Source organism: Streptacidiphilus sp. EB129, from assembly GCF_041262645.1.
Classification (GTDB): Bacteria; Actinomycetota; Actinomycetes; order Streptomycetales; family Streptomycetaceae; genus Streptacidiphilus.
The window spans coordinates 1-25,204 of sequence record NZ_JBGCCS010000002.1; the positions used below are offsets into that span (position 1 = coordinate 1).

The following is a 25,204-nucleotide window of genomic DNA, read 5'->3' on the forward strand; positions in this document are numbered from 1 at the left end:
AGCACGCCGCCAGCGTTCGTCCTGAGCCAGGATCAAACTCTCCGTGAATGTCTTCACCGAAGAGCGGCACAGCAACCAGCGGAATAGCCGGTCCCATGCACTGCGTCCTCGCTATGATCGCCTCCCCAAACAAATGGGAAGGACTTTTTCAAAGGAACCTCGACCACCACACGAATGTGCGGCGGACGGGGTGTCAACATATCTGGCGTTGACTTTTGGCACGCTGTTGAGTTCTCAAGGAGCGGACGCTTCCTTCGAGACCGTTTCACCGGCCCCTCCGGGCGCTTCCTTCGTTGTTAAGCTTAGCAGATCCGAATCGTCCGGGCGAACCGTCCGAATTTCATTTCCGCACCCTCTGACGCCTGGCGACCCGCACTACGTTACCGCATTTCCCGGAAGCCCGGAAATCGCGGTTGTCTATTCGCATGCAAAAGCGATCCAGTCCGAATCCGGACAACAACGTGTCGGTTCGAAGCGGTTCGATGTGAGAAAGCGGATGGACTGTGCAGTGTGGTCACGTGAGGACTGGTGCGGCGAGGCGAAGCCCCGTGCGACGTACCGGTCCGAATCAGGCGACTCGGTCAACGTTAGACGACAGTTTCGGCTGCGTCAAACATGGGAGGCGAAGATCTTTCAGATCTTCGCCTCCCATGGGTTGCGCCGCAGGTCAGGACCGTCACAGGCCCGTACCTCTGGTCAGGACGCCGGAGTGAACCGCACCGCGGCCAGGTTCCGCTTGCCGCGGCGGAGCAGTAGCCACTCCCCGTGCAGCAGATCGGCGGTGGTGGGGACCGCGTCCTCGTCCGTCACCTTGGCGTTGTTGAGGTACGCGCCGCCCTCCTTGACCGCGCGACGGCCGGCCGACTTGCTCGCCACCAGTTCCGTCGCCGCCAGCAGGTCGACCACGGACGCCAGTTCGGTCACCTCGGCCTGCGGGAGCTCCGCGACGGCGGACGCCAGCGTGGCCGCGTCCAGTTCGGCCAGGTCGCCCTGGCCGAAGAGGGCCCTGGAGGCCGCGACGGCACGCGAGTACTGCTCCTCGCCGTGGACCAGGACGGTCAGGTCCTCGGCCAGGGCGCGCTGGGCCGCGCGGGCGGCCGGCTTCTCGACCGTCTCCCGCTCCAGCTCCTCGATCTCCTGCTGCGAGCGGAAGGTGAAGATGCGAAGGAAGTTGACGACGTCGCGGTCGTCCGCGTTCAGCCAGAACTGGTAGAAGGCGTAGGGCGTGGTCAGTTCGGGGTCGAGCCAGATGGTGCCGGTCTCGGTCTTGCCGAACTTGGTGCCGTCGGCCTTCACGATCAGCGGGGTGCCCAGGGCGTGCACGTGCTTGCCTTCGGCCTTGCGGATCAGGTCGGTGCCGGCGGTGAGGTTGCCCCACTGGTCGCTGCCGCCGGTCTGCAGGGTGCAGCCGTAGCGGCGGTTGAGCTCCAGGTAGTCCATGCCCTGGAGGACCTGGTAGCTGAACTCGGTGTAGCTGATGCCCGCGTCGGAGTTGAGCCGTCGGGCGACGGCCTCCTTCGCGATCATGTTGTTGACCCGGAAGTACTTGCCGACGTCGCGGAGCAGGCTGATGGCCGACATACCGGACGTCCAGTCCAGATTGTTGACGACCCTGGCGGCGAACGGGCCCTCGAAGTCGAGGAAACGCTCGACCTGGGCACGCAGCCGCAGCACCCAGGCGGCCACGGTCTCCGGGTCGTTCAGGGTGCGCTCGGAGGTGGGACGCGGGTCGCCGATGAGGCCCGTGGCGCCGCCGACCAGGGGGAGCGGGAAGTTGCCCGCATCCTGGATGCGGCGCATGGTGAGCAGCTGCACCAGGTTGCCCATGTGCAGGCTGGGGGCCGTCGGGTCGAAACCGCAATAGAACGTGACCGGACCGTCCGCGAATGCCTTGCGCAGTGCGTCCTCGTCGGTGGACAGGGCGATCAGCCCACGCCACTTCAGTTCATCGACGATGTCCGTCACGTTCTCGCTTCTCCTCAGGTCCGGTTCGATGCTGGTCCACTCAGCTTGTCCGAGCGTACGCGGTTGCTGCGAGTCGATTGTTTCAGGCGCCGGTAGGGGCTGACGGTCGGGTCGCCGCCGAGCCAGAAGCGCCACGGGGTGTCCATCGCCTTGGAGATTCCGGTCCTGGGCCCGCTGCGGACGTCGGCGTCCGGGTCCGGCTTCCCGACCGTGGCCTGCACCGGCGACCCGGCCGAGCAGAGGTCCACTCCGTTGAGGGTGCGGTCGATGCCCAGGGCCAGCGTGAGCCGACCGGGGCCCTTGGCCAGCTCGTCGTGGTTCCTGGCGGTCGGACGGCGGAGGGTGGCGTGCGGGCGGCCCTCGATGATCTCGCCGGCCCGGAGCAGTACCGCGTGCGACTGGCCCTCCGGGCCGCAGACGATGTTCGCGGCATGGTGCATGCCGTAGATCCAGTAGACGTACAGGTACCCGGCCGGGCCGAACATCACGGCGTTGCGCCCGGTGGGTCCGCGATAGCCGTGCGAGGCCGGGTCGGTCGCGCCCTCGTACGCCTCGACCTCGGTGATCCGGCAGGCGATGGTCTGCTCGGGCTCCTGACGGACGAGGACGTGGCCGAGGAGGTCGGGGGCCACCTGGTGCGCGGGGCGGGCGAAGAACTCGCGGGCGAGCAGCATGCCGTCGAGGGTAGTGGGCGGCGCGTCGGCCGAGTCGGGCTTCGGCCCGGCGCGGCACGGATAGCCTGGGCCCGACCCACCGGACCTGCTCGGCAGGAAGCCCGGTCCCAGGCATCTCAGGAGGTTGACGAAGTGTCGGATTCCAGGCGGCCCCTCCCCCACGACTTCCACCCGCCGGTTCCGGAGTTCACCGTGACCAGCGACGACTTCCGGGCCGACGGTGTACTGCCCGACCTGCATGTCCACGCCCTGGGGAACACCTCGCCGCAGCTGCGCTGGAGCGGGGCCCCGGAGGGGACGAAGAGCTACGCGGTCACCTGCTTCGACCCGGACGCGCCGACCGGGAGCGGCTTCTGGCACTGGTCGGTGTTCGACATCCCGGCGGCGGTCACCGAGCTGCCGCAGGGTGCGGGCAGCGGTGACTTCAAGGGTCTGCCCGCCGGCGCGGTGCACGCGCGCAACGACTACGGCACCCGCGACTTCGGCGGCGCGGCTCCGCCGCCCGGCGACGGCCCGCACCGGTACGTCTTCACCGTCTACGCGGTGGACCAGGAGAAGCTCGGCCCGGACGCGGACACCTCGCCGGCCGCGGTGGGCTTCAATCTGCGGTTCCACACGCTGGGGCGGGCCCAGGTGATCGCGGAGTACGAAGTCCGCCCGTAGCGGGACGGAGTTCGGCAGGCAGTCGGCGGGCAGTCATACAGGAGTTCGCCAGACTCGTACAAGAAATGCGTTGTTCCGGCGACGTCCGGCCTTCACAGTGGTCACACCGGCTCCGAGGCCTGCTCGGGGGCGGGACAAAGCCTGGAGGTGGCCGAGATGCGCAACACGCTGGTACTCAACGCGAGCTACGAGCCGCTGTCGACGGTGTCGCTGCAGCGAGCGGTCGTGCTCGTACTGCAGGACAAGGCCGTCGTCGAGCACGCGCATCCGCTGCACCGGGTGCGGGCGGCCTCGGTGGAGCTGCCGCTGCCGAGGGTGGTCCGGCTGCGCCGGTACGTCCGGGTGCCGTTCCGACAACGGGCCGCGTGGTCGCGGCGTGGCGTGCTGGTACGGGACGGCTTCCGGTGCGCGTACTGCGGGCGCAAGGCCACGACCGTCGACCACGTGCTGCCCCGGTCACGCGGAGGTGGGGACACCTGGCTGAACACCGTCGCCGCCTGCGCGCAGGACAACCACCGCAAGGCGGACCGGACGCCGGAGCAGGCCGGGATGGCGCTGCTGGTCACCCCGTTCGAGCCGACGCCGGAGGCCTCGCTGATGCTGGCGCTGGGCGCCGGGCGCGGCGAGCTGCCGGAGTGGCTGCCGCAGCCGGCCTGAGGGCACAGACGCGGCACCTTCGGCCGCCCCGGCACCGCCCTGTGCGGTACGGGGTGGTCACTTGGCGGCGGTGAAGGCCGCCGCCGCGGTGTTGTAGGTGGAGGTGAACTCCGGCAGGGCGGCGACGAAGTTGCTCTGGTAGAGCACTCGGCTGGAGGTCAGGATCGACCCGGTCCCCTGGGGGAAGCCTCCGCCGGGGCTCTCCTTGCCGGTCGCCAGGTCGTAGTGGCTGAGCCGGGCGGGCTGGCCGAGGCGCTCCTCGGTGGCGACCACCGCGGCGGTGCCGTCCAGGCCGACCAGCTCGGAGCGGCCCTTCTCCTGCGGGGTCGCCTGCCAGACCTCGTGGCCGTCGGCGAGGGTGAACGCCGCGAGTACCCCGGCGTCGGTGGCGGCCGCGCCGGGGGGCGTCAGCGCGGCGTACATGATCCCGTTCTGGAAGAAGAGGGCCGGCATGGGGTCGAAGCTGCCGTGGGTGGTGTCCAGCTGCCCGGCCGTCTGTCCGGAGGAGATGGTGGCCTGGGTGTCACCCTTGTCGCTGAAGGACATGATGGTGTCCTTGGTGGGGTCCGCCATGTGCACGGCGACGACCGCGGGTGTCGCCGAGAGCACCGTGTACGAGGCCGCGTCCTGCGGCAGACCGCGCCACCAGTTCAGCTTCCCGGTGCCGGCGTCCAGGGTGATCGCCTGCTGCTTGGGCGCCGTGTCGGCGCAGGTGGTCTGGAGCAGCAGGGTGCTGCCGGTGCCGTTGCCGGAGAGGGCGCAGTACTTGCCGGGACCGGTGTAGGTCCAGCTCTGCTTGCCACTGGAGATGTCGTAGCCGACCGCGGCGGAGTCGCCGACGGCGACCACCCGGGTGTCGTCGACCATGACCGACGCACCGTAGCCGGTGGTGGCGGTCGCGATGGTGGCCTTCCAGGGCGTCGTACCCGTCCCGGAGTCGACTGCGACGAGCTGGGTGCACGGCTGGTTGGCGCCGGCCTTCGGCTGGAACACCACCGCGCCGACGCCGGTGGAGTTGACGGTGGGTGACATGGCGCAGGGCACCGCGCCGGCCACGGGGGGAGTGACCGTCCAGAGCTTGCCGCCGGTGCCGATGTCGTACGCGGTGACGCCTGTGCCGTCACCCCGGATCACGGCCTTGGCAGTGACCCAGGCACCGACCAGGCCGTCGCTGCTGCCCGTCGTGGCGGCGTCGGCGGGAGCGGCCCAGCTCTTGCTGTGGCCGCTGGAGAGGTTGGCCTCGGCGGGGGCGGCCGCGCTGTGGCTGCTGCCCGAACCCCCGCCACCGGCCACGGCGATACCGGCCGCGGCGACGACGACCAGGGCGACAGCGCCGATGCCGGCCCGGATCAGGAAGGTCCGGCGGTCGGTTCCGGGGGCACGGCCGGTCGCGGCGGCGATGAGCCGGGGCAGCAGCGGACCGTCCGGGACGGGTGCCGCGGGCTGGTCGCCCCCCGGTTGCGGGGCCCCGCCTTTGCCCCGGCGCCGGGCCGCACGGCCCCCGCCGGTGACGGCGGACGAGCCGGCCGGGAGGGAGACCCCCACCTCGGGCCGCTCGGCGTCGGCGCCGGCGCCCGTGCCGTGCTCCGCGGCGTCGTACTCACCGACGTCGTGCTGACCGGCGTCGTGCTGACCGGCCGCCGACTCCTCGGCGGGGTAGCCCTCGGTCGGGAACGCTTCCGTACCGCCCTGGTGGGGCGAGTACTCGGCGGCGCCGTAGTCTCCCGCGCCGTGCTGACCTGCGGTGTAGTCACCCGAGCCGTACGCGTCCGCGGCGTACTGGCCGGACCCGTACCCGGCGGCGTCGTACTCCCCCGGGGGGAAGGCGTCCGGGGAGTACGCCGGGTCCTGGTAGTAGCCCTGCTGCGGGTAGCCGGTGCCGGGGTCGTACGACGGGGTCGGCTGCTGCGGGTAGGAGGACTGCGGCTGGTACCCGTGGGCTTGCTCGTACCCGGGCCGGCCGTATCCGGCTTGCTGCTCGTATCCGGGGTGCTCGTATCCCTGCTGGCTGTACGCGTCCGGCTGCTGGTACGACTCGGTGCCGTACTCGGGCTGCTGCTGGTATCCGGGCATGGCGTAGCCGTCCGGGTACTGCCCCTGGGGCTGCCAGTGCTGCTGCCCCTCGGTGCCGGATTGGTCGCGTTCCATGGGTGGTCGAGCTCCCGCCTTTCACGTTGCGTCGGCCAGCATCTCACGACCCGCGTTGGTCACCTCCTGGCATCCCCGACTTCACCCGGAGGGGGTGGCGACGTCCCCCACGGCGGTGTCGACGGCGGCGGCGAGGCGGAGGTCGAGGGCGGTCAGGCCGCCCGCGTCGTGCGTGGTGAGGGCGAAGTGCAGGGTGCGCCAGCGGATGTCGATGTCCGGGTGGTGACCCATCTCCTCGGCCGCCTCCGCGACCGCCACGACCATGCGGATCGCGTCGAGGAAGTCGGGAGCCTTCACCGTGCGCAGCAGGGCGTCACCCTCGCGGTGCCAGTTCGGCAGGTCGGCCAGCCCGGCCGCGATCTGCTCGTCGCTCAGTTTCCCGGTCATCGGTGGCTCCGTTCAGAGAAGGAGTTTGACGATGGCGACGATACCCACGATCACGATCAGAGCGCGCAGGACGGTGGGCGGCAGACGGCGCCCGACCCGGGCGCCGATCTGGCCGCCGATGGTGGAACCGGCGGCGATCAGCAGGGCCGCGTACCAGTCGATGTGGGCCACGAAGAGGAAGACGATCGCGGCCGTGCCGTTGACGAGCATCGCCAGGATGTTCTTGGTGGCGTTGATCCGCTGGAGGTCGTCGTTGAGCAGCAGGCCCATCAGCCCGAGCAGCAGCACGCCCTGGGCCGCGCCGAAGTAGCCGCCGTAGACGCCGGAGCCGAAGACGCCGAGGACCAGGGCCAGGCCGCCCTCCGCCCGGGCGGGTGCGGCGTCGCGGGCCTTGAGCGACTTGGCCAGCCGGGGCTGCAGGATCACCAGCAGCAGGGCCAGGCCGATCAGCACCGGGACGATGGTCTTGAAGGCGTCGGCCGGCAGTACCAGCAGCAGCAGTGCGCCGACCAGCCCGCCCAGGAGGGAGGCGGTGCCGAGCCGGATCAGCCGGTCGCGCTGGCCCTTGAGCTCCGCGCGGTAGCCGATGGCGCCGCTGAGCGAGCCGGGGACCAGGCCGATGGTGTTGGAGACGTTCGCGGTGACCGGGGGCAGGCCGACGGCGAGCAGGACCGGGAAGGTGATCAGGGTGCCGGAGCCGACGACCGTGTTGATGGTGCCCGCGCCGATGCCGGCGGCGAAGACCCCGACTGCCTCCCACGGTGACATGACTCCGGCCCTTCGCCTCGACGGTGTGCTCAGCCGATCATCCACCAATCGGCCGGGCCAAGGGGCGTGCCTTCCGTCACGTGGGACGGGGCCCGGGGAATCCCCGGGCCCCGCAGGCTACTCCGGGTCGATGGAGGGGTACTCGCGGCGCTTCTCCATGCGGGGCGGGGGCACCGCGCCGTTGGCGTCGGACGGGGCCGCGGGGGCCTCCTTGGGGCCGAGGCCGCTGAAGGCGCCGCTGAGGCCCTTGAGTGCGTCGCCGACCTCGCTGGGGATGATCCACAGCTTGTTGGAGTCTCCCTGGGCGATCTGCGGCAGGGTCTGCAGGTACTGGTAGGCGAGCAGCTTCTGGTCGGCGTCGCCCTCGTGGATGGCCTCGAACACCGTGCGGATGGCCGCGGCTTCACCGTCCGCGCGCAGCACCTTGGCCTGGGCCTCACCCTCGGCGCGGAGCACCTCGGCCTGCTTCTGGCCCTCGGCGGTGAGGATCGAGGCCTGACGGGCACCCTCGGCGGTGAGGATCGCGGCGCGCTTGTCACGGTCGGCGCGCATCTGCTTCTCCATCGAGTCCTGGATGGAGGTCGGCGGCTCGATGGCCTTCAGCTCGACCCGGTTGACCCGGATGCCCCACTTGCCGGTGGCCTCGTCCAGGACGCCGCGCAGGCCGGCGTTGATGGTCTCGCGGGAGGTGAGGGTGGACTCCAGGTCCATGCTGCCGATGATGTTGCGGAGCGTGGTGACGGTGAGCTGCTCGATCGCCTGGATGTAGCTGGCGACCTCGTAGGTCGCCGCGCGGGCGTCGGTGACCTGGTAGTAGATGACGGTGTCGATGTTCACCACCAGGTTGTCCTGGGTGATCACCGGCTGCGGCGGGAACGGGACGACCTGCTCACGCAGGTCGATCCGGTTGCGGATGGTGTCGATGAACGGCACCACGATGTTGAGGCCCGCGTTGAGGGTGCGGGTGTAGCGGCCGAACCGCTCCACGATGGCCGCGCTCGCCTGCGGGATCACCTGGATGGTCTTGATCAGTGCGATGAACGCAAGCACGACCAGCACGATCAGGACGATGATCACGGGTTGCACAAGGACTCCCTCGTTGCGGTGTTGCTCGGTCTCGGTCGGTGCTGGTCGGGCCGGTCGGTGCTGGTCCGGCTGGTCGTCTGGTCGCGGTCGGTGGGTGCCGGCAGGTGCCGGCTCACAGGACGAGCGCGGTGGCGCCGTCGATCTGAGCGACACTCACCTGCTGGCCCGGTTCGTAGACCCGGCCGGGTTCGAACGCGCGGGCGGACCAGACCTCGCCCTGGAGCTTGATCCGCCCGTCGTGCTCGTCGACCTGCTCCAGCACCACGGCGGAGGCGCCGGTGAGGGCGTCGATGCCCATCCGGATCCGCGGGCCCTGGCGCAGATGCCGCATGGCGATGGGGCGGACGAAGACCAGCAGCGCGACCGAGATCCCGAGGAACACGGCGAACTGCGCCACCGTGCCCCCGCCGAGGCCGCCGGTGAGTGCCGCGGCACCCGCGCCGATCGCGAACATGCCGAATTCCGGCAGTGCCGTGACCACCAGCGGGACGCCGAACGCCGCTGCGACGATCAGCCACCACATCCAGTTCTCCACAACGCCCATGGTAGGCCCGGGGAACGCTGCGGGAGAGGGGTTTGCGCTGGTCGTTCCGCGCGTGCGGAAGATCGTTCCGCCCGTGGACGGGACGTCACGACCCGCCCGGCGCGGTCCTCCTAGCGCATGGGGAGGCCGCGTGCGGACCAGCGGTCGTCGTGGCGCTCCAGGGTCAGCGGGAGGCCGAAGCAGAGCGAGAGGTTCCGGGCGGTGAGGGTGTCGTCCAGGGCCCCGGCGGCGAGCACCTTCCCCTGGCGGATCATCAGGACGTGGGTGAAGCCGGGGGCGATCTCCTCGACATGGTGGGTGACCATCACCATGGCAGGGGCCTTGGGGTCGCGGGCGAGCGCGCCCAGCCGGCGGACCAGGTCCTCGCGGCCGCCCAGGTCGAGCCCGGCGGCCGGCTCGTCCAGCAGCAGCAGCTCGGGGTCGGTCATCAGGGCCCGGGCGATCAGGGTGCGCTTGCGCTCGCCCTCGGACAGGGTGCCGAAGTGGCGGTCGACGTACTCGGACATGCCGAGCAGGTCGAGCAGCAGGCGGGCCCGGGACTCGTCGGTCTGCTCGTACTTCTCGTGCCAGTGGGCGGTCATGCCGTAGGCGGCGGTGAGGACGGTGTCCAGGACGGTCTGCCGGCGCGGCAGCTTGTCGATCATCGCGGCGCCGGCCAGGCCGATCCGGGGGCGCAGTTCGAAGACGTCGACGCCGCCGAGCTTCTCGCCGAGGATCGCGGCGGTGCCGGTCGAGGGGAACAGGTACGAGGCGGCGACCTGGAGCAGCGTGGTCTTGCCCGCGCCGTTGGGGCCGAGGATCACCCAGCGCTCGCCTTCGGCGACGGCCCAGGACACCTGCTCCACCAGCGCGCGGCCGTCCCGGACCACGGATACGTCCACCAGCTCGAGCACGTCGCTCATGCGTACGCCTTCCCCAATGCAGAGTGCTTCAGATTGTGTCTTCGTCGAGGGAAAACCTACGCCACGGAGATGGACGAGTTGTTCGTAGGCTTGCCCCATGGTGCAGATCCCCGGCGGAAGCCGTCCCGATGACGTATTCGAGGAGCCCAGGTCCGGGCGCGTGGTTGCCTGGGGCAACGCGTGGCTGGGCGGTTTCGCCTCCCCCGACGACGCCGGGGAGGCGATACGGGGGCGCGACGACGCGCACACGGTGACCGGGGTGCCGGGCCTGGGCGACGGCGGACTGGCACTGGCACTGGGCCGGTTGCGGGCGCTCGGGGTGAGCGGGCTGCGGCTGGCGCTGCCGGCCGCGGGGCATCCGCTGGGGCTGACCGGGCCCGCCGGGTTCAACGACCGGGCGCTGGGGGCCGGCGAGGCGGTGCTGACGGTGGGAGAGCCGGCCCTGGGGCTGGTCCCCGAGGTGGTGCGGCACGGGCCGGAGGGCGACCAGCTGGTGCGGGTGGTCTGGCACTGCCTGCCGGTGAACCCGGGCGTCCCGGCGGACGTGCCGCAACTGCGGGACGCCGAGCGGGAGCTGGCGGAGGGGCTGCGGGAGACCACGGCGCTGCTGCTGCGGCTGGACGTGGCCGGCGGCGGCCCGGCGGTGCAGCGTGCCCTGGAGTCCTACCGGAAGCGGAGACAGCCGCAGTTGCTGGCCCCCGGCTACCAGCCGCGGGCGGTGCGGGTGCTGGAGTCGGCCCGGCAGGTGCGGGCACTGCTGGCGCTGGCCTCGGTGAGCGAGGGTGCGGCGGTGAGCGCCGCCGAGATGGCGGCCAGGGCCGAGGCGCTGCGCCCGCTGGCGCGGACCGCGCGGCGGGCGCAGGTCGCGTCCTACAACGCGCTGGTGGACGAACCCTCGCAAGGCACCCACTGAGGGGCGAACCCTCGCAATGTACTTGTGAACGGACGAACCGCCGTGAACCGGGGCACGGGTCACCGGGCCGAGCCCGTACCCCGGTTCAGCGGGCGTGCGTCAGACGTTCTGGCAGCAGTCGCCGAAGGCCGGGTTCAGCAGGCCGATGACGTTGACCGAGTCGCCGCAGACGTTCACCGGGATGTGCACCGGCACCTGGACGCTGTTGCCCGAGCCGACGCCGGGCGAGTCCGCGGTGTGGCCGGTGGCGTTGGCGTTCGCCGAGGCGGCGCCGGCGCCACCGATCAGGGCGGCACCGGCGGCGGCGACGACGAGGGCACCCTTGCGTACGTTCATGTTTCTGCATCCTCCTGAGACTGACCCGGCACCGCAGTCCGGTGTCGGGCACTTCGACGTGGAGGCTATGGACATCGGCCCGGGGAGTTCACCTTCTGACACTCTTTCGGGTTGATGTGACTGGTGTGCAGATCAGACCCGCGCTCCCCCATTCGGAGCATTCGCGCCCCGTCGCGCGCCCTGCCGGAATCGCCCGGAAAGTCGGGTCCCGATGTCGCATCTCAGCGGGTCATCCCATTGCGGACGGCCCAGAGCGCGGCCTGGGTCCGGTCGGCCAGATCCAGCTTCATGAGGATGTTGGAGACATGGGTCTTCACCGTCTTCTCGGACAGGTGCAGCACTCGGGCGATCTCGCGGTTGGAGCGGCCGTCCGCGATGTGCCCGAGCACCTCCTGTTCGCGTTCGGTGAGCGAACCGCCCCGGCCCTGCGGGGTGCGGTGCGAGTCGTCGGAGAGCAGCGCCCCGGCCAGCTCCGGCTGCAGCAGCACATGCCCGGCGTGGACCGAGCGGATGGCACCGGCCAGGGCCTCGGGGTCGACGTCCTTGTAGACGTACCCGGCCGCACCGGCCCGCAGCGCCGGGACGACGGTGCGGTGCTCGGTGAAGCTGGTCACCACCAGCACCCGGGCCGGATTGCCGCGCTCCTTGAGCAGTTGCAGCGCCTCGATGCCGTCGGTACCCGGCATCTTCACGTCCATCAGCACCACGTCCGGGCGCAGTTCCTCCGCCTTGGCGACGCCCTCGGCGCCGTCCCCCGCCTCGCCGACCACCTCGATGTCGCCCTGGACCTCCAGGAAGGTGCGCAGTCCCCGGCGGACCACCTGGTGGTCGTCGACCAGCAGCACCCTGATCCGCGTTCCCGCCGTACTCGGTTCGCCCGCCGTGCTCCGTTCGTCAGACACCGGGAACCTCCAGTTCCACCACGGTCCCCTGGCCGGGAGCCGACTCGATCCGCAGGGCACCGCCGACCGAGGCGGCGCGGTCACGCATGGACACCAGGCCGAGGTGCCGCCCGGCACGACGGGTTTGCTCCGGGGCGAAGCCCTTCCCGTCGTCGGCGACGGTGAGCCGCGCGCCCCGGCCGGTGCCGGCCGGGTGCAGCCCGACCCGGACCACGGCCGCGCCGGAGTGGCGCAGGGCGTTGTGCAGGGCCTCCTGAGCGACCCGCAGCACCGCCTCCTCCTGCGCCGGCGACAGCGCGTGGACGCGGGTGTGCTCAAAGCTGACCTGCGCGGTGTGGGCCCGGTTCAGCACCTCGATCTGCGAGGCGAGGGTGAGCAGCAGGCCGTCCTCGTCCAGCGCGGCCGGGCGCAACTCGATGACCACGCCGCGCAGTTCGTCGGCGGCCTCGGCGGCGAGCCGGGAGACCTCGGCGAGTTCGGCCCGGGCCCGCTCCGGATCGCGGGCGATCAGCGCGGAGGCGGCCTGGGCGGTGAGCCGCAGCGAGAACAGCTTCTGCGAGACCGCGTCGTGCAGTTCGTGGGCGATGCGGGCCCGTTCGCCGGCCAGGGTGAGTTCGCGGCTGCGCTCGTAGAGGCGGGCGTTGGTGAGGGCGATGGCCGCGTGCGCGGCGAGGATGCGGAGCAGTTCCTCGTCGTGCGCGGTGAAGCCCGCGTTGTCGGCGCTGTGCTGGTTCGTAAGGCTGTGCTTGTTCGCAAGGCTGTGCTTGTTCGCCAAGAAGAGCGCGCCGAGGATCTCCTCGCCGTCCATGACCGGGACGCCGAGGAAGGCGCTCATGTCCGGGTGGGCGGAGGGCCAGCCGCCGAAGCGGGGGTCCTGGCGGACGTCGTCGAGCCGCTGCGGGTTGGCCTCGTGCAGCATCGCGGCGAGGATGCCGTGCTGGCGCGGCAGCGGGCCGATGGCCCGCCACTGCTGGTCGCTGATGCCGTCGACGACGAACTGGGCGAAGCCGCCGTGGTCGTCCGGCACGCCGAGGGCGGCGTACTCCGCGCCGACCAGGGTGCGGGCGGAGGTGACGATCCGCTGCAGCACCTCGCGCACCTCCAGGTGCTTGCTCATGGCCAGGACCGCGGAGCTGATCGCCTCGATCCCGCCCAGGCAGGGGTCGCCCGGCCCGGCGCACTGCGCGGGATCGGGGGCGGGTTCGGCGCTGGGACGTGAGGACATGCGGAAACCGTACCGCCGGGTGATCCACCGGGCATCGGGCGGCCGGGGTGGTGGACCCAGGACCAGCGACGTAGGCCGAAGGGCCCGCAGGCGCACGCCCCCGGGACCGAGGCGACCCCACCCGGTCCGTTCCTAGTGTCGAAGCCATCAGGAAGTACCGGACGCCGGGGCGGCACCAGCCCACCGGACGTCATCGTCGGAAGGACGCATCATGGCTGTCGCAGTTGTGACCGGAGCCTCGCGGGGGCTGGGAAGGGCACTGGCACGGGCGCTGGCCGCCAAGGGCTGGTCGCTGGTGCTGGACGCCAGGGGCGCAGAGGCGCTGGGGGAGGTCGCGGTCGAGCTGTCCGCGCTCGGGGTGGCCGTGGTGGCGCTGCCGGGCGATGTCACCGATGCCGCGCACCGGGCCGAACTGGTCGCCGCCGCCGAGGGCCTGGGCGGGCTGGAGCTGCTGGTGAACAACGCCAGCGTGCTCGGCGCCGAACCGCTGGTGACGCTGGCCGAGCAGCCGCTGGACGGCTTCCGGGCGGCGCTGGAGGTCAACACGGTCGCGCCGCTGGCGCTGGCCCAGGCCGCACTGCCGCTGCTGCGGGCGAGCGGCGGCGCGCTGCTGAACATCAGCTCGGACGCGGCGGTCGAGGCGTACGAGACCTGGGGCGGCTACGGCGCGAGCAAGGCGGCGCTGGACCACTGGTCGGCGGTGCTGGCGGCCGAGGAGCCGGCGCTGCGGGTGTGGTCGGTGGATCCGGGCGACATGCGCACCGCGATGTACGCGGCGGCGGTGCCCACGGACGACGACAGCGGGCGTCCGCTGCCGGAGCAGGCCGCGGTACCGGCCCTGCTGGCGCTGATCGGCGGAACCCGCGGGAGCGGTCGCTACACGGTCACCGAGCTGGGCGGGGAGCGCTGATGCGGACGCGGCAGGCGACGCTGCCCACGGTGCGGATCGGGGGCGGCGGCAAGCGCGGGGACCGCGCCGGACACCGGGCCTTCCCGCTGCGGTCGGAGGCACTGGAGGGCTTCGGGATGGACGAGTTCGAGCTCCCGGACGAGCTGGAGGCGACCGCGCCGCCGGAGGAACGGGGCCGCAGCGGCCGCGACGACGTACGGCTGCTGCTGAGCCGCGGCGAGGAGGTCGGCCATCACGCCTTCCGGGAACTCCCCCGGCTGCTCGACCCCGGTGACGTCCTGGTGGTGAACACCTCGGCGACGCTGGCCGCGGCCGTGGACGGCCGGGTCACCGGGACCGGTGAGCAGGTGGTGGTGCACTTCTCGACCCGGCGGTCGGCACAGCGCTGGGTGGTGGAACTGCGTACACCGGACGGGCGCGGCAGCACCCGGCAGCGCCGGCCGGCCGACGCCCGGCCGGTGACGGTACGGCTGACCGGCGGGGCCCGGCTGGCCCTGGTGGAACCGCTGGTGGCGCACGACGGCTCCGCCTCGGAGCGGCTGTGGCAGGCGGACTTCCGGGTCACCGACCCGCTGGCGTACCTGACGGCGTACGGGCGGGCCATCCGCTACTCGTACACCGACGCGGACCGGCCGCTGTCCGCCTACCAGACGGTGTTCGCCCAGGCGCTGGCCGGCGTGGAGGGCCCGGCGGCGGCCGGGTCGGCGGAGATGCCGAGCGCCGCCCGGCCGTTCACCGCCGAGCTGGTGGCGCAACTGGTCAGCCGGGGCGTGCAGATCGCCCCGATCACCCTGCACACCGGAGTGGCCTCGATCGAGGCGCACGAGCCCCCGTACGCCGAGTGGTTCGAGGTGGCCGAGCCGACGGTGCGGCTGGTGGAGGCGGCCCGCGGGGCCGGGTCCCGGGTGGTCGCGGTGGGGACGACGGCGGTGCGGGCGCTGGAGTCGGCCGTCGACGCGGAGGGGCGGCTGCACGCCATGTCGGGCTGGACCGACCTGGTGATCACCCCGGAGCGAGGCGTGCGGGTGGTCGACGGCCTGCTCACCGGGCTGCACGAGCCCCGCGCCTCACACCTGCTGATGCTGGAGGCCATCGCCGGACGCCCGCTGCTGGACCGCAGCTACGCCGAGGCCCTGCGGGAGCGGTACCTCTGGCACGAGTTCGGCGACCTGCACCTCATCCTGCCCCGGTGACGCATCAGAGGCCGCGGGTCCTGCCGTCGAAGAGGACGACCTGGATCCGCTCCTCGGTCTCCAGGTCGCGGCCGTCGCGGGCCCCCTCGGGCGGGGACATCGCGACCACGATGCCGGCGACGGTGAGGAAGACGATGATGCCGACCGCGACCGGCAGGATCAGCTGCGAGGCGGGCACCCCGGCGGCGGCGACCGAGCCGTCGACCTGGACCGAGACCGCCTGCATGGCGATGTAGTGCATGGCGCAGACGGCGACGCCGGCGACCAGGGCGGCGACCAGGGCCGCCCACAGACCGCGGACGTTGAGCGTCATCCAGAGCGCGGCGGTCGCGGCGAGCACCGCGACCGCGACGGAGAGCGCGACCATGCCCAGGTCGTAGTGCACGTGTCCGTCCAGCGCCATCGCCGCCATGCCCATGTAGTGCATGGCGGCGACGCCGACGCCGGTCAGCGTGCCGCCGACGAGCAGCGTGCCCCAGCCCTGCGGGCGGTAGCCGACGTAGAAGACGCCGACGCCGACGACCGCGACGGACACCAGCAGGCTGCCCAGGGTGAGCGGTATGTCGTAGACCAGCGTGGTGTCGCTGACGGTGAAGCCGAGCATGGCGATGAAGTGCATGGCCCAGATCCCGCAGCCGATGGAGGCGGCGGCCAGGAACAGCCAGCCCCGGCGGCGCTCCGGGGGCAGCGCGAGCGAGCGCACCGTGCAGCGCAGGCCGAGGGCCGCTCCGACGCAGGCGACCAGGAAGGCCATCAGCGGGTTGACCCACCCGTACGTGAACCCGTTCATATGTGCCATGAGCTGATTGGTCCTTAGGTCATCGCACCCGACGGGCGGTACGCCCGGGACGGCGAAATGCTAGGGGGACCTGTGAACTTGTTCCGCACACATGTGCACCGATCGCCACAACGGTTACCGAATCGATGCGGCGAGGCCGCACCCCCGGTTGTGGGGATGCGGCCTCGCGGGGCTCGGTGCGGCAGCGGGTGCTGCCGGGCGGTCAGCGCTGGCGCATGACCTCGGGCTCGTGCCGACGCAGCAGCCGGAGCACAGCGAAGCCCAGAACCGCGCTGATGACGACAAGCGCGCCACAGTCGATCAGCCATTGGGTCGCGGTATGCGCCCACATCGAGTCAGGGGATCCGATCAGCCGACCCAGGTCGATCGTGGTACCGAGAGCTCCGGCCGCCCACCTGGACGGCATCAACCAAGCGAACTGTTCCAATCCTGCGGTACCCGCGATGGCGAAGCCGAGGCAACCCGTGAAGACGACCTGGACGATGGCGAACATCACCAAGAGCGGCATCGTCTTCTCGGATGTCTTGACGAGCGACGAGATGACCAGGCCGAACATCATTGAAGCGAAGCTCAACAGGATGATCGGAACCGTCATCTCCAGGGCCGGGAAACCCGAGACGATGAGACCCGTCGGGAGCTTGCGGGTCGAGAAGCCGATACCGCAGATCAGGATGCCCTGGACCACGCTCACCACACCGAGGACCACGACCTTGGACATCAGGTAGGCACTGCGGGAGAGACCGACAGCACGCTCTCGTTCGTAGATCACCCGTTCCTTGATCAGCTCTCGGACTGAGTTCGCAGCTCCAGAGAAGCACGCGCCAACAGCCATGATGAGCAAGATCGTGGGGGCATTCTGGTTGATCCCCCCCTTGCCCGGTGCGAGGCCGTCCGGTGACGGGATGACCATGCTCACCACGCCGAGAACCGCCGGCAGCAGCAGCGACAGCAGGATGAAACCTCGATCCGAGGCGATCACCGCCAGATAGCGACGGACCAGCGTGGACAGCTGTGAACCCCAGCTCTGCTGCTTCGCAGGCTTGGTCTGCTCGTGCTGTATCTGCGCGGACTGGGCCTGCACGGCTTCGACGTCCGCGGAGTACATCTGGTAGTGCACCGAGCCGCGGAAGCGGCCGGCCCAGTCGTGGTCCGGGTAGTTCTCGAAGGCCTGGAAGACGTCGGCCCAGGTCTCGTACCCGAAGAAGTGCAGGGCCTCCTTCGGCGGGCCGAAGTAGGCCACCGAACCGCCCGGCGCCATCACCAGCAGCCGGTCGCAGAGCGCGAGTTCGGCCACCGAGTGGGTGACCACCAGGACCGTGCGACCCTCGTCGGCCAGACCGCGCAGCATCTTCATGACGTCGCGGTCCATGCCCGGGTCCAGGCCCGAGGTGGGCTCGTCCAGGAAGATCAGCGACGGCTTGGTGAGCAGTTCCAGGGCGACCGAGACGCGCTTGCGCTGGCCGCCGGAGAGTGCGGTGATCTTGTTGTCGGCGCGCTTCTCCAGGTGCAGCTCGGTGAGCACCTCGTCGACCCGGCGCTCGCGCTCGGCCGCCTCGGTGTCGCCGGGGAAGCGCAGCTCGGCCGCGTACTTCAGCGCGGTGCGGACGGTCAGCTGCGAGTGCAGGATGTCGTCCTGGGGCACCAGGCCGATGCGCTGGCGCAGCTCGGCGAACTGCTTGTACAGGTTGCGGCCGTCGTAGAGCACGTCGCCGTTGTCGGCGGGACGGTAGCCGGTGAGGGCGCGCAGCAGCGTGGACTTGCCGGAGCCGGACGGGCCGATCACCGCGACCAGCGACTTCTCCGGAACCCCGAAGCTGACGTTGTTCAGCAGGATCTTCTCGGCGCCCTTGTGCTCCACCTTGACCAGCAGGTGGCGCGCGGAGAAGGAGACCTCGCCGGTGTCGACGAACTCCTCCAGCTGGTCGCCGACCAGACGGAAGGTGGAGTGGCCGACGCCGACGATGTCGGCGGAACCGAGCAGCACCCGGGAGATCGGCTGACCGTTGACATAGGTGCCGTTGTGGCTGTCGAGGTCGACGATCTCGTAGCGGCCGTCCGCGAGTTGGCGCAGCTCGGCGTGGTGCCGGGAGACCGAGAGGTCGGAGACGACCAGCTCGTTGTCCAGGCCACGGCCGATCCGGATGGTGCGCAGGCCGCCGCCGGCCAGGTTGCGGACCATGGTGGGGTTGCGCGAACCGTAGACCGGCTCGGGCGCGGGCTGCGACGGCTGCTGCGGGGCGTAACCGCCCTGCTGCTGAGCCGGCACGCCACCCCCGTACGGCTGGCTCTGCCAGGGCTGTTGCTGCGGGGGCTGCTGCTGGGGCGGCTGCTGCTGCGGGGGCTGGGCGTATCCGCCGACCGGGTTGTAGCGGGCCGTGCCCTGGTCGTGCCAGTTCTGCGCGGGGCCCGGCTGCTGCACCGGGGCGGCCTGGGCCGGGGCGGGCACCCCGGCGAAGGTGAGCCGGGGCCCGCTCTCCGCGTTGCCCAGGGTCACCACGGCGCCCTGCCCGAGCTGGACCTGGTTGGTCCGCTGCCCGTTGGCATAGGTGCCGTTGGTGCTGCCCAGATCCTCCAGTACCCAGCCGTTGCCGTGGTACGCGATGGTCGCGTGCCGCCAGGAGACCCGTGCGTCGTCCACCGCCACATCGGACTGCGGGTCGCGGCCGAGGGAGTAGCTGCGCCCCGGCTCCAGGGTTCTGCGTTGTCCGTTGAGTTCAAGTACCAGCTGCGGCACTGTTGCCTGCCCCACGATGATGTAGTCCCCCGAGTAGTCCCCGCTCTTGACAGGGGAAGTTTAGGGATGCCGAACGTCAGGGGGAATCATTCCAGCTCGATCACCGTGGCGGGAACCGCACCCCCGGGACCGTGACCGTGTGGCAACCTGGCGGGACAATACCCTGACGGCATCGGGTAGGTGAGCACGTGTACTCCAGGGGGGCTTCCAGCCATGACGATCTACGGGCACCAGCGGCCCGCCGGCTCCGGGGGGCTTCGGGACTCCGTGGCCTACGGGATGGTCTCCGCTGCGGTGGCTGCGAGTTGGTCCTTCGTCGCGATGGCCGCGACGGCCGCGCTGGGCGTCCATCTGCTGGGCCTGGACACCTACGCCTCGCTGGGCGCGCTGACCGCCGCGCTGGTGGCGATGGCCACCGGCGGACGTATCAGCCCCTCGGGGGACGTCTCGGTGTTCGGACTTGACGCGGCGGCGGCCCAGGGGTCGATCGGGATCATCCCGCTGGGGGTGAGCGTCGTCGGCGCGGTCGTGCTGGGCTGGCTCTTCGTCAGGCCGCTGCACCGGCTTCCGGTGCTGCACCCCGGAGTGCTGCTGGGACGGTTGGCCGGCGCGGTGGGCGCGTTCCTGGTGCTGCTGGCCGTGGTGGCCTGGTCCGGCAACGGCACGGTGGCCATCAACCTCAACTCCGTTCCCGGCCTGCCCGGTGGCGGCGGCAGCGGCGGAGGCGGCAGCGATCCGCTCGGCGGCCTCGGCGGCGACTTGGGCGGCCTCGGCGGGCTGGTCGGCGGAGCCGTCGGCGGCAACACCAAGCCCACCGTGGGCTTCACCGTCGACCTGCTGCCGACGCTGGGCCTCGGCCTGGTGTGGGTGCTGGTGGTGCTGCTGGTCGCGCTGCTCGCCTCGCGCCGCACCCCGGTGCCGGTCGGCTGGGAGGCGCTGGGCCGCCAGGTCCGCCCGGTGGCCTCGGCCGTGGTGACGGTGCTGCTGGGCACGGTCCTGGTCGCCGCCCTGTCCGGGATCGCGGTCGGGCTGATGGGCAACGGCGGCGCGAAGACCGTCGGCGGCGCGCTGCTCGGCACCCCCAACGGGGTGTTCCTGGCCGTGCCGCTGGGCATGGCCGTCCCGTTGAACGGCAAGGCCAGTGGGCCGCTGACGCACTTCCTGCCGTCACCGGTGGACCAGCTGCTCAAGGGCGGCAGCGGGCAGACGATCACGCTCAGCCACCTCGCCTCCCTGGACGGGCGGGTGTGGCTGCTGCCGGCCGGCGTGGCGCTGATGCTGCTGGCCGTCGGGGTGTTCGCCGCCGTGCGGACGCCGCTCCCGGCGCTGCCGCAGAGTCCGGTACGGGAGGCCGGGGAGGCCGGGCTCCGGATGGGGGTGGCGCTGGCGGTGGTGACGCCGGTGCTGCTGTCGCTGGCCGGGGTGTCGGTGAACGCCGACCTGTCGGTGTTCGGCTTCGACGCGGTCGGGGCCGGGCTGAGCATCAGCGGCAACCTGCTGCTCGCGGTGGTGCTGGGGCTGGTCGAGGGAGCGGTGTTCGGCTTCCTCGGAGCGCTGCTGGTGGCGCGGTTCGCCGCCGCCAAGCGGGTCGCCCTCGCACCGGCCGGGGCCCGCCACCCGCAGCAGTCGTACCCGGGGCAGTCCCCGCCGCAGCAGTCCTACCCGCAGTCCGCCGACGCGCTGCCGTACCCGCAGCAGGCCCGGCCGCCGCAGTCCCAGCCCACGCCGCCGCCCTACGCCGGACAGCCGCAGTACGGGCAGCCGTCCGGACCGCCGCAGCCCGCGCCGCAGCCGTCCGCGCCACCGCGGTACGGAGGCCTGCCGCAGGCCCCTCGTCCGGGCCAGGCACCGCCCGCGCCGGACAACCCGTACCGCCGCACGGACGGCCCGGCCGGGCCGCCGCCCGGCTCCGGGCCGGGGACGCCGCCCGGACCGCCGCCGGTGCGGCCCCCGTCCCAGCCGCCCGGCGGCTACAACCCGTACTCCGGCGGCCCCGCGCAGAGCCCGCCCCCGCAGAGCCCGCCGCCGAACGGCTGACCCGCCGACCGGGAGGCCGCCGCCCCGCCGACCGGCCCGGAGTCGGTGGGCTCAGCCCGCCCGACCTGCGGCGAGCTGACTGTCCAGCAGGCGGGACGGCCTTAGGTCGGCGCGGCCGTGCCCGGTAGCGTGGTGCTCACCATGAGCACCTCGCCCCAGGCCCCTGCGGCCCACCCCGCACATGAGCCCCGGACCCTGCTGGTCAAGGTCTTCGGCAAGGACCGTCCCGGCATCACCACCGGGCTCTTCACCACCCTCGCCGAGTACGGCGTCGACGTCGTCGACTTCGAGCAGGTGGTGACCCGGGGACGGATAGTGCTGTGCGCCCTGGTCACCGCGCCCCGGGAGGAGGGCGGGCTGCGCGCCCAGGTGCACCAGTGGGCGGACGGGCAGCGGCTGCAGGCCGAGGTCATCTCCGGCACCGGTGACAACCGGCCGCGTGGCGAGGGCCGCTCCCATGTGACGGTGCTGGGCCATCCGCTCAAGGCCTCCGCGGTGGCCGCGCTCAGCTCCCGGATCACCGACTGCGGCGGCAACATCGACCGGGTGTTCCGCCTGGCGAAGTACCCGGTCACCGCGGTGGAGCTGGCCGTGTCCGGTGTTCCCAGCGAACTGCTGCGGTCGGAACTGGCGGCCGAGGCGGCCGCGCAGCGGGTGGACGTCGCCGTGGTCCGTTCGGGCCTTCAGCGTCGGGCCAAACGGCTGATCGTGATGGACGTCGACTCGACGCTGATCCAGGACGAGGTCATCGAGCTGTTCGCGGCGCACGCCGGCTGCGAGGCCGAGGTCGCCGAGGTGACCGCCCAGGCGATGCGCGGTGAGCTGGACTTCGCCGAGTCGCTGCGGGCCCGGGTCGCGCTGCTGGCCGGGCTGGACGCGGACGTGGTGGCCAAGGTCCGCGCCGAGGTGCGGCTGACACCCGGCGCGCGGACCCTGATCCGCACCCTGAAGCGGCTCGGCTACCAGGTGGGCATCGTCTCCGGCGGCTTCACCCAGGTCACCGACGACCTCGCGGAACAGCTCGGGCTGGACTTCGCCGCCGCCAACACCCTGGAGGTGGTGGACGGGAAGTTCACCGGCCGGGTCGTCGGCGAGATCGTGGACCGGGCCGGAAAGGCGCGGATGCTGGAGCGGTTCGCGGCCGAGGCCGGGGTTCCGCTGGAGCAGACGGTGGCGATCGGCGACGGCGCCAACGACCTGGACATGCTGAACGTGGCCGGACTCGGCGTCGCGTTCAACGCCAAGCCGCTGGTCCGCGAGGCGGCGGACGCCACGGTGAACGTGCCGTTCCTGGACACCGTGCTGTACCTGCTCGGCATCTCCCGCGAGGAGGTCGAGGACGCCGACGGGGGTCTGCTCCTCGCGGACTGAACGCACGGTCCGACCCGCGCACGGTCCGACCCGCGCGAGGCCCGGAACGGGCGGGGCCCCGCGCAGGTCGGCCGGGCTCTCAGTCCTTGGGCGAGTAGAAGCTGGTCAGGTGGCCCACTCCGGGCTCGACCGCCTTCCAGGGCGGGTCCAGGGTCAGCACCGCGATGCCCGAGGTGGGGAAGCCGGTGCTCCGCAGCCGGGCCAGGGTGTCGTCCTCGTGGCCTCCGGCCAGTACCTCGGTGAGGCCCTGCACCCCCGGGTTGTGGCCCACCAGCAGCACCGTCTCCACGTCCTCGGGGACCTCCTGGAGCACCTCGATCAGCTGGCCCGGGGTCGCCTCGTACAGCCGGTCCTCGTAGACCGTGCGTGGACGGGTCGGCAACTCGTGGGCGAACAGCTTCCAGGTCTCGCGGGTGCGCTCGGCGGTGGAGCACAGGGCCAGGTCGGGGATGATGCCGGTGCCGGCGAGCCAGCGCCCGGCGACGGGTGCGTCCTTGCGACCGCGGTCGGCCAGCGGCCGCTCGTGGTCGGGCACGGCGGGCCAGTCGGCCTTGGCGTGACGGAGGACGATGATCCTGCGGGACGTATCGACGCTCATGTCTGCCAGCTTCCCAGAAATCCCGCCGGCGGGTACCGCTCAGCCCATGGTGGTCGCGACCGAAGCGGCGATGCCGATCACCACCAGGATGGCCAGGATCAGGCCGAACATCTGCAGCAGCTTCTTGTTTCCACCGGTGGGGTTGGGTTCGAGAACAGGCATGGCGACGAGTCTGCCATTCGGTCCGGCAGGCGGATCAGGCGGGCCCCACCTCGTCCTCGACCTGGCTCGGACGGCCGGCCCTGCGTCCGATCACCGCCTGCGCGACGAGCAGCACCGAGAGCAGCGCCAGCGCTCCGTACCAGCCGTGCTCGCGCTGGTAGAGCACGCCGATCAGGACCGGTCCGGGGACCGCGATCAGGTAGCCGACGCCCTGGGTGAAGGCGGACAGCCGGGCCACGCCCTCGGCGCTGCGGGAGCGCAGGCCGATCATGGTGAGGATGAGCGGGAAGGCGCAGTTGGAGAACCCGGACAGGACCGCCCAGAGCCAGGGCGCGGCGGCCGGGGCGAAGGCCAGCCCGGCGTAGGAGGTCAGGCCGCAGGCTGCCAGCAGCACGACGATCGCGCCCTGGTCCGGCCTCCTGGCCGCGACGGACGGGATGACCAGCGACAACGGCGCGCTGACGGCCATGGTGACGGCGACCAGCACCCCCGACTCGGTGGCGGAGACACCCGCGTCCTGGTAGATCTGCGGCATCCAGCCCAGCGTGAAGTACGCGCCGGTCGCCTGCAGTCCGAAGAAGACGGCGAGAGATCGCGCGGTGCGGCTGCGCGACATCCGCATCCGGGCCGGGGCGGGCGCCGATGCCGTCGCCGGCGGGGTCGCAGAGGTCGCGACGACGACACCGCCGTCGCGGGTGTGGCCGGTGCGGCGCATCAGGGCCAGCTGGGCCAGCCACAGGGCCAGTGCGACGGCCGCGGCGAGGGCCCAGACGCCCAGGCCGACCCGCCAGCTCCCGCCCAGCGCTCTGGTCATCGGCACCGCGAGCGCCGAGGTCAGCGCGGTACCGGCGGCCAGGGTCATCGAGTACAGGCCGGTGACCGGGCCGACCCGGTCCGGGAAGTAGCGCTTCACCACCACCGGCATCAGCACGTTGGCGACCGCGATCCCGGCCAGCGCCAGCGCGCTGAGCAGCAGGAACACCGAGCTGTCCGGGGCCACCGCGCGAGCGGCCAGGCCCAGGGTGACCGCGCCCATGCCGGCGCAGACGGTGGCGGCCGGACCGATCCGCCGGGCCAGCACCGGGGCCAGGAAGCCGAAGACCGAGAAGCAGAGCGTGGGCAGCGCGGTGAGCACGCCGGCCAGGGCCGCGCTCATGTGCAGCGAGCCGCGGATCTGCGCCAGCATCGGCCCGATCGCGGCGGCGGCCGGGCGGAGGTTGAACGCGGCGACGGCTATCGCAAGCAGGAGCAACCACCGGGCGTGCGTACCCGCCGCACGGGCGCGGGTGGGCGCGGCGGTGTCGGCGGGGGCGGTGTCGGGGCGCGATCCGACGGACGGGTCGGCGGCGGACTGGGCTCCGGAGGTCTCTGCGACTGGCATGGGGCCATCATAGAATGATGGGATGAATTAGCCACCCATCGAATCCCGGATCCGCGAGGCGGGATGATGGGGGTTCGACGACCAGCTGAACGATGGAGTAGGGATGACACTGACCTCGCCCCGGCGTGAGCCGCTGGCCGACCAGGTGATCGCCCAGCTACGGGCGCAGATCACCTCGGGCGAGTGGCCGGTCGGCTCACGCATCCCCACCGAGGTCGCGCTGGTGGAGCAGCTGGGCGTGGCCCGCAACACCGTCCGCGAGGCGGTCCGGGCACTGGCTCACAACGGCCTGCTGGACATCCGGCAGGGCTCCGGCACCTATGTGCTGGCGACGAGCGAGCTGGCCGGGGTGATGCACCGGCGATTCGCCGACGCGGCGCAGGCGGAGGTCGCCGAACTGCGCGCCATGCTGGAGTCCTCGGCGGCGCGGATGGCCGCGGAGCGGCGTACCGACCGCGACCTGGAACTGCTGGACGTCGTCACCGCGCGCCGGGAGGAGGTCTGGTTCGGCGGCGACACGGAGGCCTTCGTACAGGCCGACGCCGCGTTCCACCAGGCGGTGGTGGCCGCCGCCCACAACGAGGTTCTGGCCGCGCTGTACGCGGACCTGGGCGAGGTGCTGCGGGCGCACCTGCGCCAGGACGTCGGCCCGGTGCTGAGTCCCGACCGCTACGTCCCGCACGCCGACATCGTCACCGCGATCCGCGAGCGCGACGGCGAGGCCGCGGCCAGGCGTTCCGCCTGGGTCATCGGCCGCTGCCGCGCCGACGACGCGGCGCGTCACTAACCAAGAGGGGCGCGGGGAACTGCGCTGCCAGCCACCCACGAAGGTGCATGGTTGGCAGCGCA

The 25,204-nt window shown here is 71.8% G+C and carries 24 protein-coding genes; 8 read left to right on the plus strand and 16 right to left on the minus strand.

Annotated elements, in window-relative coordinates; genetic code table 11:
* Positions 1-696: 696 nt before the first annotated feature.
* Together tyrS and ABH925_RS02240 are read right to left on the minus strand one after the other, a co-directional pair.
* Positions 697-1,965 (minus strand): tyrosine--tRNA ligase, encoded by a 1,269-nt coding sequence (gene tyrS, locus ABH925_RS02235; RefSeq protein WP_370144948.1) that lies wholly within the window; start codon positions 1,963-1,965, stop codon positions 697-699.
* Positions 1,966-1,979: 14 nt separating this feature from the next.
* Complete coding sequence (locus ABH925_RS02240) at positions 1,980-2,639, minus strand: DNA-3-methyladenine glycosylase (RefSeq protein ID WP_370144950.1); 660 nt, start codon at positions 2,637-2,639, stop codon at positions 1,980-1,982.
* Between the two features lie 132 nt (positions 2,640-2,771).
* On the opposite strand from ABH925_RS02240, the gene ABH925_RS02245 reads away from it, so the two are divergent.
* On the plus strand, positions 2,772-3,302 hold the full coding sequence (locus tag ABH925_RS02245) for a YbhB/YbcL family Raf kinase inhibitor-like protein (protein WP_370144952.1): 531 nt from the start codon (positions 2,772-2,774) through the stop codon (positions 3,300-3,302).
* A gap of 156 nt (positions 3,303-3,458) precedes the next feature.
* Complete coding sequence (locus ABH925_RS02250) at positions 3,459-3,959, plus strand: HNH endonuclease (RefSeq protein WP_370144954.1); 501 nt, start codon at positions 3,459-3,461, stop codon at positions 3,957-3,959.
* A 57-nt stretch (positions 3,960-4,016) separates the two neighbouring features.
* Here ABH925_RS02250 and ABH925_RS02255 read toward each other — a convergent pair whose 3' ends face one another.
* From ABH925_RS02255 to ABH925_RS02280, 6 genes are all read right to left on the minus strand, one after another.
* Positions 4,017-6,107: a PQQ-binding-like beta-propeller repeat protein gene (locus tag ABH925_RS02255; RefSeq protein WP_370144956.1), complete on the minus strand. Its 2,091-nt coding sequence runs from the start codon at positions 6,105-6,107 to the stop codon at positions 4,017-4,019.
* Between the two features lie 81 nt (positions 6,108-6,188).
* Positions 6,189-6,494 (minus strand): 4a-hydroxytetrahydrobiopterin dehydratase, encoded by a 306-nt coding sequence (locus tag ABH925_RS02260; RefSeq protein WP_370144958.1) that lies wholly within the window; start codon positions 6,492-6,494, stop codon positions 6,189-6,191.
* A 12-nt stretch (positions 6,495-6,506) separates the two neighbouring features.
* Positions 6,507-7,262 carry a sulfite exporter TauE/SafE family protein gene (locus ABH925_RS02265; protein WP_370144960.1) on the minus strand — a complete coding sequence of 252 codons (756 nt, stop codon included), beginning with the start codon at positions 7,260-7,262 and terminating at the stop codon, positions 6,507-6,509.
* A 117-nt stretch (positions 7,263-7,379) separates the two neighbouring features.
* Positions 7,380-8,348, minus strand: coding sequence for an SPFH domain-containing protein (locus ABH925_RS02270; protein ID WP_370144962.1), 969 nt, complete (start codon positions 8,346-8,348; stop codon positions 7,380-7,382).
* Positions 8,349-8,460: 112 nt separating this feature from the next.
* Entirely contained in the window at positions 8,461-8,892 is a 432-nt protein-coding gene (locus ABH925_RS02275; RefSeq protein WP_370144964.1) for an NfeD family protein, read from the minus strand.
* Positions 8,893-9,002: 110 nt separating this feature from the next.
* Entirely contained in the window at positions 9,003-9,794 is a 792-nt protein-coding gene (locus ABH925_RS02280) for an ABC transporter ATP-binding protein (RefSeq protein WP_370144966.1), read from the minus strand.
* A 97-nt stretch (positions 9,795-9,891) separates the two neighbouring features.
* On the opposite strand from ABH925_RS02280, the gene ABH925_RS02285 reads away from it, so the two are divergent.
* Positions 9,892-10,707, plus strand: a complete 816-nt coding sequence (locus tag ABH925_RS02285; protein ID WP_370144968.1) for a hypothetical protein — start codon at positions 9,892-9,894, stop codon at positions 10,705-10,707.
* Between the two features lie 99 nt (positions 10,708-10,806).
* On the opposite strand, the gene ABH925_RS02290 is transcribed toward ABH925_RS02285, so the two are convergent.
* The 3 genes from ABH925_RS02290 to ABH925_RS02300 form a co-directional block, all read right to left on the minus strand.
* A complete protein-coding gene (locus ABH925_RS02290) occupies positions 10,807-11,043 on the minus strand; it encodes a chaplin (RefSeq protein ID WP_370144970.1) in 237 nt (78 codons plus the stop codon).
* Between the two features lie 221 nt (positions 11,044-11,264).
* Positions 11,265-11,945, minus strand: coding sequence for a response regulator (locus ABH925_RS02295; protein WP_370144972.1), 681 nt, complete (start codon positions 11,943-11,945; stop codon positions 11,265-11,267).
* The gene (locus ABH925_RS02300) at positions 11,938-13,170 is read right to left on the minus strand and encodes a GAF domain-containing sensor histidine kinase (protein WP_370144974.1); all 1,233 of its coding nucleotides are present in this window, start codon (positions 13,168-13,170) and stop codon (positions 11,938-11,940) included. Before ABH925_RS02300 ends, ABH925_RS02295 begins: the two co-directional genes overlap by 8 nt.
* A gap of 211 nt (positions 13,171-13,381) precedes the next feature.
* Here ABH925_RS02300 and ABH925_RS02305 point away from each other — a divergent pair, with 211 nt between their 5' ends.
* Both ABH925_RS02305 and ABH925_RS02310 read left to right on the plus strand, forming a co-directional pair.
* Positions 13,382-14,080: an SDR family NAD(P)-dependent oxidoreductase gene (locus tag ABH925_RS02305; protein WP_370144976.1), complete on the plus strand. Its 699-nt coding sequence runs from the start codon at positions 13,382-13,384 to the stop codon at positions 14,078-14,080.
* A gap of 116 nt (positions 14,081-14,196) precedes the next feature.
* A complete protein-coding gene (locus ABH925_RS02310) occupies positions 14,197-15,273 on the plus strand; it encodes an S-adenosylmethionine:tRNA ribosyltransferase-isomerase (protein ID WP_370145396.1) in 1,077 nt (358 codons plus the stop codon).
* 4 nt (positions 15,274-15,277) lie between these two features.
* Here the strand turns inward: ABH925_RS02310 and ABH925_RS02315 are convergent, their stop codons facing one another.
* A complete protein-coding gene (locus ABH925_RS02315) occupies positions 15,278-16,063 on the minus strand; it encodes an MHYT domain-containing protein (protein ID WP_370144978.1) in 786 nt (261 codons plus the stop codon).
* Between the two features lie 211 nt (positions 16,064-16,274).
* Positions 16,275-18,806, minus strand: coding sequence for an FHA domain-containing protein (locus ABH925_RS02320; protein WP_370145397.1), 2,532 nt, complete (start codon positions 18,804-18,806; stop codon positions 16,275-16,277).
* Between the two features lie 213 nt (positions 18,807-19,019).
* Here ABH925_RS02320 and ABH925_RS02325 point away from each other — a divergent pair, with 213 nt between their 5' ends.
* Together ABH925_RS02325 and serB are read left to right on the plus strand one after the other, a co-directional pair.
* Positions 19,020-20,843 (plus strand): streptophobe family protein, encoded by a 1,824-nt coding sequence (locus ABH925_RS02325; RefSeq protein ID WP_370144980.1) that lies wholly within the window; start codon positions 19,020-19,022, stop codon positions 20,841-20,843.
* Positions 20,844-20,984: 141 nt separating this feature from the next.
* Positions 20,985-22,214, plus strand: coding sequence for a phosphoserine phosphatase SerB (gene serB / locus ABH925_RS02330; RefSeq protein ID WP_370144982.1), 1,230 nt, complete (start codon positions 20,985-20,987; stop codon positions 22,212-22,214).
* Between the two features lie 79 nt (positions 22,215-22,293).
* Here the strand turns inward: serB and ABH925_RS02335 are convergent, their stop codons facing one another.
* Genes ABH925_RS02335 through ABH925_RS02345 form a run of 3 tightly spaced genes read right to left on the minus strand, consistent with a single transcriptional unit; the run spans position 22,294 to position 24,355 of the window.
* Positions 22,294-22,812 (minus strand): histidine phosphatase family protein, encoded by a 519-nt coding sequence (locus tag ABH925_RS02335; protein WP_370144984.1) that lies wholly within the window; start codon positions 22,810-22,812, stop codon positions 22,294-22,296.
* Between the two features lie 39 nt (positions 22,813-22,851).
* Entirely contained in the window at positions 22,852-22,974 is a 123-nt protein-coding gene (locus ABH925_RS02340) for an SGM_5486 family transporter-associated protein (protein WP_370144985.1), read from the minus strand.
* Between the two features lie 34 nt (positions 22,975-23,008).
* Positions 23,009-24,355 carry an MFS transporter gene (locus tag ABH925_RS02345; RefSeq protein WP_370144987.1) on the minus strand — a complete coding sequence of 449 codons (1,347 nt, stop codon included), beginning with the start codon at positions 24,353-24,355 and terminating at the stop codon, positions 23,009-23,011.
* A gap of 103 nt (positions 24,356-24,458) precedes the next feature.
* Here ABH925_RS02345 and ABH925_RS02350 point away from each other — a divergent pair, with 103 nt between their 5' ends.
* Positions 24,459-25,142: a FadR/GntR family transcriptional regulator gene (locus ABH925_RS02350; protein ID WP_370144989.1), complete on the plus strand. Its 684-nt coding sequence runs from the start codon at positions 24,459-24,461 to the stop codon at positions 25,140-25,142.
* Positions 25,143-25,204 lie beyond the last annotated feature (62 nt).

Excerpts from the sequence above, each read along its gene's own strand:
- ABH925_RS02285 (WP_370144968.1), top strand. The coding sequence starts at position 9,892 with ATGGTGCAGATCCCCGGCGGAAGCCGTCCCGATGACGTATTCGAGGAG.
- ABH925_RS02340 (WP_370144985.1), bottom strand. The coding sequence starts at position 22,974 with ATGCCTGTTCTCGAACCCAACCCCACCGGTGGAAACAAGAAGCTGCTG.
- ABH925_RS02335 (WP_370144984.1), bottom strand. The coding sequence starts at position 22,812 with ATGAGCGTCGATACGTCCCGCAGGATCATCGTCCTCCGTCACGCCAAG.
- ABH925_RS02280 (WP_370144966.1), bottom strand. The coding sequence starts at position 9,794 with ATGAGCGACGTGCTCGAGCTGGTGGACGTATCCGTGGTCCGGGACGGC.
- ABH925_RS02305 (WP_370144976.1), top strand. The coding sequence starts at position 13,382 with ATGGCTGTCGCAGTTGTGACCGGAGCCTCGCGGGGGCTGGGAAGGGCA.
- ABH925_RS02300 (WP_370144974.1), bottom strand. The coding sequence starts at position 13,170 with ATGTCCTCACGTCCCAGCGCCGAACCCGCCCCCGATCCCGCGCAGTGC.
- ABH925_RS02310 (WP_370145396.1), top strand. The coding sequence starts at position 14,197 with ATGGACGAGTTCGAGCTCCCGGACGAGCTGGAGGCGACCGCGCCGCCG.
- ABH925_RS02290 (WP_370144970.1), bottom strand. The coding sequence starts at position 11,043 with ATGAACGTACGCAAGGGTGCCCTCGTCGTCGCCGCCGCCGGTGCCGCC.
- ABH925_RS02255 (WP_370144956.1), bottom strand. The coding sequence starts at position 6,107 with ATGGAACGCGACCAATCCGGCACCGAGGGGCAGCAGCACTGGCAGCCC.
- ABH925_RS02265 (WP_370144960.1), bottom strand. The coding sequence starts at position 7,262 with ATGTCACCGTGGGAGGCAGTCGGGGTCTTCGCCGCCGGCATCGGCGCG.
- ABH925_RS02325 (WP_370144980.1), top strand. The coding sequence starts at position 19,020 with ATGACGATCTACGGGCACCAGCGGCCCGCCGGCTCCGGGGGGCTTCGG.
- ABH925_RS02275 (WP_370144964.1), bottom strand. The coding sequence starts at position 8,892 with ATGGGCGTTGTGGAGAACTGGATGTGGTGGCTGATCGTCGCAGCGGCG.
- serB (WP_370144982.1), top strand. The coding sequence starts at position 20,985 with ATGAGCACCTCGCCCCAGGCCCCTGCGGCCCACCCCGCACATGAGCCC.
- ABH925_RS02350 (WP_370144989.1), top strand. The coding sequence starts at position 24,459 with ATGACACTGACCTCGCCCCGGCGTGAGCCGCTGGCCGACCAGGTGATC.
- ABH925_RS02345 (WP_370144987.1), bottom strand. The coding sequence starts at position 24,355 with ATGCCAGTCGCAGAGACCTCCGGAGCCCAGTCCGCCGCCGACCCGTCC.
- ABH925_RS02250 (WP_370144954.1), top strand. The coding sequence starts at position 3,459 with ATGCGCAACACGCTGGTACTCAACGCGAGCTACGAGCCGCTGTCGACG.
- ABH925_RS02240 (WP_370144950.1), bottom strand. The coding sequence starts at position 2,639 with ATGCTGCTCGCCCGCGAGTTCTTCGCCCGCCCCGCGCACCAGGTGGCC.
- ABH925_RS02260 (WP_370144958.1), bottom strand. The coding sequence starts at position 6,494 with ATGACCGGGAAACTGAGCGACGAGCAGATCGCGGCCGGGCTGGCCGAC.
- ABH925_RS02315 (WP_370144978.1), bottom strand. The coding sequence starts at position 16,063 with ATGAACGGGTTCACGTACGGGTGGGTCAACCCGCTGATGGCCTTCCTG.